Consider the following 2,962-nt stretch of genomic DNA (forward strand, 5'->3'; position numbering starts at 1 on the left):
AGAGGTGATGGTTATTGGTGGAGCTCAGATCTATGAGCAGGCGCTGGAAAAAGCTGATCGTCTCTATCTGACTGAGGTGGATACTGAAATTGAAGGGGATGCTTGGTTCCCTGATTTCGATAGAGAGAATTGGAATGAAGTGGGTAGACAGGATTTCTCTTCAGGAGGATGCAATCCCTATGACTACAGCTTCATTGTTCTAGATAAAAAATAGCAAAAAGCAAATAAAGGCAAAGTAGTATGACGATCCGTTCGTTGTTGTCTATTCTGGCTGATGGCAAGTTTCACTCCGGCCGCGAGCTGGGAGAGGAACTAGGTATTAGTCGTAGTGCGATCTGGAAGCATATGCGCCGTCTTGAAGAAGGTGGTTTGGAAATCTACAGCGTTAAGGGGCGCGGTTATCGTGTTCCTGGTGGGCTGGAGCTGTTGGACGGGGAGTTGATCCGCCAGGCTCTGAGTGAAGAGGTATCAAATAAAATTGATGCTATGTCGCTGGAGTTGACGATCCCGTCCACTAATGAGCAGGCGATGAAGGCCTGCCAACAAGAAAACTGCCATGGCCGGTTATATCTGGCTGAGCAGCAAACGGCAGGCAGAGGCAGAAGGGGCAGGCCGTGGGTCAGTCCTTTTGCTCGAAACTTGTACTTCTCTCTGGTCTGGCGTTTTGAGCAGGGCGCTGCAGCGTTGGAAGGTTTGAGTCTTCTGGTAGGACTTGCCACCGTCAAAGCGCTGGAAAAAAACGGTATCTCAGGTGTTCAGCTGAAATGGCCAAATGACCTGCTTTATCAGAATAAGAAGTTGGCTGGCGTCCTGATTGAACTGAATGGTGAAGCGTCCGGGCAATGTCAGGTCGTGATTGGTGTGGGTATCAATGTGGAGATGCCTCAGGATCTGTCAGATAAGATAGATCAGCCATGGACTGACCTAAAAACTATTGCAGGTACTCGCGTTAGCCGAAATCAGCTGATGGGTCATATCCTTAATGAGCTGGTTTCTAGCCTGGAATCTTTTGAAGCAGAAGGATTCTCTGAGCTTGCGGAGGAATGGCAGTCTTATCATGCACTGCAGGGGCAACAGGTTGCGTTACAGTTAGGTAACGGTACCGTTGTCGGTGTCTGTCAGGGAATTGATGCTTCGGGTGCTTTATTGCTTGATACAGAGTCAGGCAGGGAAGTGTTCCACGGTGGCGAGATAAGCGTTCAGCGGACTTTATGATTTTAGAGATTGATGCAGGGAACACCTTTATTAAATGGCGGCTTCTTGGAGAGAGGGCTGTTGTTGATAGAGGGCGTTTCCTGACTCAGTCGGAATGGATTGTACCTGCTGGCTGGTCTGCCATATCTCAAGCACGTATCTCTTCTGTTGCGGGTGAACAGGTAAACCAGCAACTGGCTGCATTGCTAGAGCGTACTTCTTCTATTACCCCTCAATTCGCAGAAACCTGTGCGGCATGTGCGGGTGTTACCAATAGCTATACAGAGCCTGAACGTATGGGGGTAGATCGCTGGTTGGTGATGCTGGCGGCATATAATGACTGTGGTCGGGCTTGTTGTATTGTCGATTGTGGTAGTGCTATCACCGTGGATTATGTGGCAGATAATGGTAAGCATCTTGGGGGCTATATTATTCCGGGCTTACGTTTGATGAACGAAAGCCTGTTGGCCAACACTGCTGAGATAAAAGTCGATCAGACCATAGAGCATTTTGATCTGAGTCCGGGAACGCATACCTCCTCTGCCGTGGTGCATGGCGTTAATTACATGTTCAAAGCGCTATGTGAAAAAATTCATTCAGATCTGCAATCAATAGGAGATGACTACCGGCTTTATATTACCGGTGGTGATGGTGAGTTGTTTCATCGCTTGATGGGTGAGGGTGAATATAGTCCTGATCTGGTGATGGATGGTTTGGCCTGGAGCTAGGAGTAACTATATATGTTGCGCTGGTTATTTCTCTTCCTGCTGTTAGCTAATGTTGTAGTGCTTTTCTGGTTTTCATCATTCACTGCTGAAAAAAACAAAAATGCAGATAACGGGGCTGCACAGTTACAAAGCATCCGCCTGGTTTCTGAGATGGATCCTACTGCATTGGTTTCACGTGACAGTCTTAAGGGAAAGAAGGAACCTGCTCACTGTGTCTATTTTATCGGCTTCGAATCTCAGGTTAACGCGGAAGCTGTTATCGAGTTCCTGCGTGAGCAAGGGATCAATGGTACTTCAATCCCAGGTCGAAAAAGCAGCTCATCTTATATAGTTGAAACTGTAGTGGCTCAGGGCCTGAGTGATCGTATGCTGTTACTCGATTATATGGATAGTCATGGTATAGAGGGTGAAGCGGATGAACTCGAATCTGGGGCTAATCTGGTTTTAGGACGCTTTTCTGTACAGTCCGAAGCGAAAGCGCAGCTAAGACAGTTGGATCAGCTGGGGCTGACGTCCGTTATGCGTATTGAAAAGCGTTGGTCGGATCACATCAGTGTGATGGTTTACGAGTCAGTTGATCGAAAATTATCCAAGGAAATCAAAGAAGTAGTCCAAGAAAGATATTCTTTAAGAAAAATTGAAAAAAAATTGTGTGAAGGGGTTGCAAAGCCCTGAGGCGGTGGTAATATACGCGCCACTTCGTTGTTGAGAGCCGGTATAGCTCAGTTGGTAGAGCAACTGACTTGTAATCAGTAGGTCCCGAGTTCGACTCTTGGTGCCGGCACCATCTCAGCGGTCTTGCGAAGTTTTGAAATTGTTGGTGAGGTTCCCGAGTGGCCAAAGGGATCAGACTGTAAATCTGACGCGCGAGCTTCGGTGGTTCGAATCCACCCCTCACCACCATTCACAGCAAGGCGGGTATGGTATAGTGGCTATTACCTCAGCCTTCCAAGCTGAAGAGGCGGGTTCGACTCCCGCAGGGCACTCTCTCGCTTCCTGGGAGGGTAATGACCTTCGGGGATCGGCCAGCGGTAGGCCGC

4 protein-coding genes and 3 tRNA genes are annotated in these 2,962 nt (G+C 48.3%); all 7 read left to right on the plus strand.

The window, feature by feature from the left end; translation table 11 throughout:
- A partial coding sequence (locus tag GY843_RS13455) for a dihydrofolate reductase (protein ID WP_297310449.1) occupies window positions 1-214 on the plus strand: 214 nt, incomplete at its 5' end.
- A 26-nt stretch (window positions 215-240) separates the two neighbouring features.
- On the plus strand, window positions 241-1,215 hold the full coding sequence (gene birA, locus GY843_RS13460; RefSeq protein ID WP_297310450.1) for a bifunctional biotin--[acetyl-CoA-carboxylase] ligase/biotin operon repressor BirA: 975 nt from the start codon (window positions 241-243) through the stop codon (window positions 1,213-1,215).
- On the plus strand, window positions 1,212-1,922 hold the full coding sequence (locus tag GY843_RS13465; protein WP_297310451.1) for a type III pantothenate kinase: 711 nt from the start codon (window positions 1,212-1,214) through the stop codon (window positions 1,920-1,922). Before birA ends, GY843_RS13465 begins: the two co-directional genes overlap by 4 nt.
- A gap of 12 nt (window positions 1,923-1,934) precedes the next feature.
- Window positions 1,935-2,597 (plus strand): hypothetical protein, encoded by a 663-nt coding sequence (locus GY843_RS13470; RefSeq protein ID WP_297310452.1) that lies wholly within the window; start codon window positions 1,935-1,937, stop codon window positions 2,595-2,597.
- 36 nt (window positions 2,598-2,633) lie between these two features.
- Window positions 2,634-2,709: transfer RNA gene (locus tag GY843_RS13475), tRNA-Thr, on the plus strand.
- A 32-nt stretch (window positions 2,710-2,741) separates the two neighbouring features.
- Window positions 2,742-2,825, plus strand: a tRNA-Tyr gene (locus tag GY843_RS13480).
- Window positions 2,826-2,844: 19 nt separating this feature from the next.
- Window positions 2,845-2,905: transfer RNA gene (locus GY843_RS13485), tRNA-Gly, on the plus strand.
- Window positions 2,906-2,962: the final 57 nt, after the last annotated feature.

Source organism: Neptuniibacter sp. (assembly GCF_024231755.1).
GTDB lineage: Bacteria > Pseudomonadota > Gammaproteobacteria > Pseudomonadales > Balneatricaceae > Neptuniibacter.